This is a genomic window from Propionivibrio sp. (assembly GCF_017995515.1).
GTDB lineage: Bacteria > Pseudomonadota > Gammaproteobacteria > Burkholderiales > Rhodocyclaceae > Propionivibrio.
Genome location: NZ_JAGOIT010000169.1, coordinates 1 through 3,854, shown reverse-complemented (window position 1 = coordinate 3,854; position 3,854 = coordinate 1). Strand labels below are relative to the sequence as shown.

Sequence of the window (3,854 nt, the reverse complement as noted above, 5' to 3'; positions counted from 1 at the left end):
GGGGTAGCCGACGGCGCTCGATACGGCATTAACAGCGCGAAATCGCCGCATTTAAGGGCGTATACTCGGCTTCCTTTTCGTAAACGCCACCAGGAACATGCCGTCATCGTCCGCTATCGTCGCGCCATCCGACTATGAAGTAGCCGCCCTCGGTCAGGTCTTCACGCCACCGGCGATCGTCGACTGCATGCGCAAGCTGGTACGGAATACCGGGCGCGTCCTTGAACCGGCCTGCGGCGACGGCGCCTTCCTGCAGCACCTCCCCGGCGCGCTCGGCATCGAGATCGATCCTCGCCATGCGCCGCCGGGTGCCGAGGTAATGAACTTCTTCGAGTTGTCCGACGACGAGGCGTTCGCGACGATCATCGGCAACCCGCCCTACGTGCGTTATCAGGACATCTCGCCGGGTACCCGGCGTCTGGCGCGCGGCACCGTGCTCGACAAGCGCGCCAACCTCTACCTGTTCTTCATCGAGAAGTGCCTGCGCCTGCTGGAGCCGGGAGGCGAACTGATCTTCATCACGCCGCGCGACTTTCTGAAAGCGACCTCGGCGGTGCCGCTCAACCGGTTGATGTTCGAACTGGGGACGATCACCGAGTTTATCGACCTCGGCGATCTGCACCTCTTCGACGATGCGACGCCCAACTGCGCGATCTGGCGTTTCGAGCGCGGCAATTTGACGCGGCAGACGCGTTACGCGGCGCTCGGGTTCGCCGATACGGCGGAAACGCTCGCGGCGCCGCCTTGGGGAGAACGTCGTTTCCTCGAAAGCGGCGGCCATCTCCTGTTTACCCGGCACGACTATCCGCTGCGCCTCTCCGACATCGCCTTCGTCAAGGTCGGCGCGGTATCGGGCGCCGACGATCTCTACACCAGCGATGCGGCCGGCAACCGCGACTTCGTCTGCTCGTCGACGGTGGCTGACGGCCTGACGCGGCGCATGATCTGGTGCGAGCCGGGCGAGCCGCCCCCCGAGGCGTTGCTGCCGCACAAGGAACGGCTGATTTCCCGGCGCATCAAGCCATACACCGAAACGAACTGGTGGCTCTGGGGGCGCGGTTACTACGTTTCGGACCTGCCGCGCGTCTACGTAAATGGCAAGACGCGGCGCGCGCAGCCCTTCTTTGTGCACGATTGTGCGAATTACGATGGCGCGGTACTTGCCATTTTCCCGAACGACCCCACTGTCGACGTTCGTGCCCTGGCCGACGCACTGAATCGCGTCGATTGGGTGGACCTCGGCTTTGTCTGCGACGGGCGCTTTCTCTTCACGCAGCGCAGCCTGGAGCAATCGCCGTTGCCCAGATCCTTCCGCGTATTCCAGCCCAAGGACGGCACGACCTGGTGGGATCGACTGAAGAAAATCTTCTGATCGTCCCGATCGCAATGGCCTTCTCCGGGCCGCAAGAGAACTGGAGACATGCATGGTTCCTCACCTGACGACGGCCCTCACCGGCCCGCTGCTCGAACTCGAAGCCAAATTCCTCGCCGCCGCGCCGACCATCGAACGCTGGTTGCGCAGCCAGTGGCAAGATCACACGCCGCCCTTCTACGGTTCGGTCGATCTGCGCAACGCCGGCTTCAAGCTGGCGCCGGTCGACATGAATCTCTTCCCGGGCGGTTTCAACAACCTCAACGCCGCGTTCATGCCGCTCTGCGTACAGGCGGCGATGACGGCGATCGAGAAGATCTGCCCGAATGCCAGGAGCCTGCTGCTGATTCCAGAGAATCACACGCGCAACCTGTTCTACCTGCAGAACGTCGCCCAGCTCGTCAATATCCTGCGCCTGACCGGCCTGGACGTGCGCCTGGGGTCGCTGCTGCCGGAAATCGACCAGCCGACGGCCGTCGACCTGCCGAACGGTACGTCGATCGTGCTCGAACCGCTCGTACGCAGCGGCAACCGGCTCGGGCTCAAGGATTTCAATCCGTGTGCGGTCCTGCTCAACAACGATCTGACGGCCGGGATACCCGACGTTCTGCGGAATCTTGAAGACCAGTACGTCCTGCCGCCGCTGCACGCCGGCTGGGCGGTGCGCCGCAAGTCGAACCACTTTACCGCTTACGACGAGGTGGCCGACAAGTTCGGCAAGCTCGTCGGCATCGACCCTTGGCAGATCAACCCCTACTTCTCGGTATGCAACGCGGTCAATTTCCACGAGCGGCAGGGCGAGGAGTGCCTCGCTTCCAACGTGGATGCCGTGCTGACGCTGATCCGCGAGAAGTACAAGGAGTACGGCATCGACGAGACGCCCTACGTCGTCGTCAAGGCCGATGCCGGCACCTACGGCATGGGCGTGATGACGGTCAAGGACGCCTCCGAGGTCACCGGCCTCAACCGCAAGCAGCGCAACAAGATGTCGGTGATCAAGGAAGGCATGAACGTCTCGCAGGTGATCATCCAGGAAGGCGTGCATACCTTTGAACGCGTGAACGATGGCGTCGCCGAGCCGGTGGTTTACATGATCGACCGCTTCGTCGTCGGCGGTTTCTACCGCGTGCATTCGGGGCGCGGCATCGACGAGAACCTGAACGCGCCGGGCATGCACTTCGAGCCGCTGGCCTTCGAAACGAGCTGTTGCCTGCCCGACCGCTGCCAGAAGCCCGACGCACCGCCCAACCGCTTCTACGCCTACGGCGTCGTCGCGCGCCTGGCGCTGCTCGCCGCTTCTCTCGAACTCGAACGCACGGCGCCGGCGGTTGTGTAAGCTGTAGGTCCGTTTCCGACAGACACCCACCAGGAGTTGCATTCATGCGCTTTGCTTTCATTGTCGACCCGCTGGATTCGTTGAAGGCCTACAAGGATTCGAGCATTGCCATGATGCGTGCGGCGCAGGATGCCGGTCACGCCGTCTGGACCATCCAGCAGCCAGGCATCCACTGGTCCGCGCTGCACGGCGTCTGCGCCGAGGCGGTGCATCTTGAAATGCTCACCGACGATGACGAGTGGTGCGTCGAGATCACGCGCCACGTCGTTCCGCTGCGCGACTTCGCCGCGGTCGTCATGCGCAAGGACCCGCCGTTCGACATCGAATACGTGACGACGACCTGGCTGCTCGACCGCGCCGTGGCCGAAGGCGCGCGCGTCTTCAACCGGCCGCAGGCGCTGCGCGACCACTCCGAGAAGCTCTCGGTGCTCGAGTTTCCCGAGTTCGCGGCGCCGACGCTGGTGGCGCGCGAGGCCGGCCCGCTCAATACCTTCATCGACATCCAGCGCGACACCATCTTGAAGCCCCTCGACGGCATGGGCGGGCGCCAGATCTTCCGGGTGCGCCACGACGATCCCAACCGCAACGTGATCATCGAGACGCTCACCGCCGACGGCACGCGCACGATCATGGCGCAACGCTTCATCCCGGAAATTGCGGATGGCGACAAGCGCATCCTGATCATCGGTGGCGAAGTCGTCCCCTATAGCCTGGCGCGCATCCCGAAGGCAGGCGAGACGCGCGGCAACCTGGCGACCGGCGGGACCGGCGTCGCCCGACCGCTTTCCGCGCGTGACCGCGAGATTGCCGAAGCGTTGGCGCCGGTGTTCGCCGAGCGCGGACTGCTCTTCGTCGGCATCGATGTGATCGGCGACTGGCTGACCGAAATCAACGTCACCAGCCCGACCTGCATGGTCGAGATCTGCGAGCAGACCGGGTTTGACGCCGCGGCGATGTTCATCGCCGCGCTGGAGCGCGCATGCCCCACCCTTGTTGTACCGCCTGTTTCCGCCTGATCCTGCTTCTCGCCGTCGGTTTGTTGCTGACGGCGTGCGGCAAGGCACCACTGCACCAGCAGGAGTCTTATGTTTTCGGCACGCGCGTCGAGATCCTCATTGCCGGTCTCGACGAAGCGCGGGCGCGCCC

3 protein-coding genes are annotated in these 3,854 nt (G+C 64.1%); all 3 read left to right on the top strand.

Annotation, left to right across the window (positions count from 1 at the left end; genetic code table 11):
- Positions 1-97: 97 nt before the first annotated feature.
- Genes KBA32_RS16620 through gshB form a run of 3 tightly spaced genes read left to right on the top strand, consistent with a single transcriptional unit; the run spans position 98 to position 3,724 of the window.
- The gene (locus KBA32_RS16620) at positions 98-1,372 is read left to right on the top strand and encodes a class I SAM-dependent methyltransferase (RefSeq protein WP_294361360.1); all 1,275 of its coding nucleotides are present in this window, start codon (positions 98-100) and stop codon (positions 1,370-1,372) included.
- A gap of 52 nt (positions 1,373-1,424) precedes the next feature.
- On the top strand, positions 1,425-2,708 hold the full coding sequence (gene gshA, locus KBA32_RS16615) for a glutamate--cysteine ligase (RefSeq protein ID WP_294361358.1): 1,284 nt from the start codon (positions 1,425-1,427) through the stop codon (positions 2,706-2,708).
- Positions 2,709-2,752: 44 nt separating this feature from the next.
- Complete coding sequence (gene gshB / locus KBA32_RS16610) at positions 2,753-3,724, top strand: glutathione synthase (protein WP_294361357.1); 972 nt, start codon at positions 2,753-2,755, stop codon at positions 3,722-3,724.
- Positions 3,725-3,854: the final 130 nt, after the last annotated feature.

What these genes read in the sequence shown, in the direction of transcription:
- KBA32_RS16620 (WP_294361360.1), top strand. Translation starts at nt 98, where the DNA reads ATGCCGTCATCGTCCGCTATCGTCGCGCCATCCGACTATGAAGTAGCC.
- gshA (WP_294361358.1), top strand. Translation starts at nt 1,425, where the DNA reads ATGGTTCCTCACCTGACGACGGCCCTCACCGGCCCGCTGCTCGAACTC.
- gshB (WP_294361357.1), top strand. Translation starts at nt 2,753, where the DNA reads ATGCGCTTTGCTTTCATTGTCGACCCGCTGGATTCGTTGAAGGCCTAC.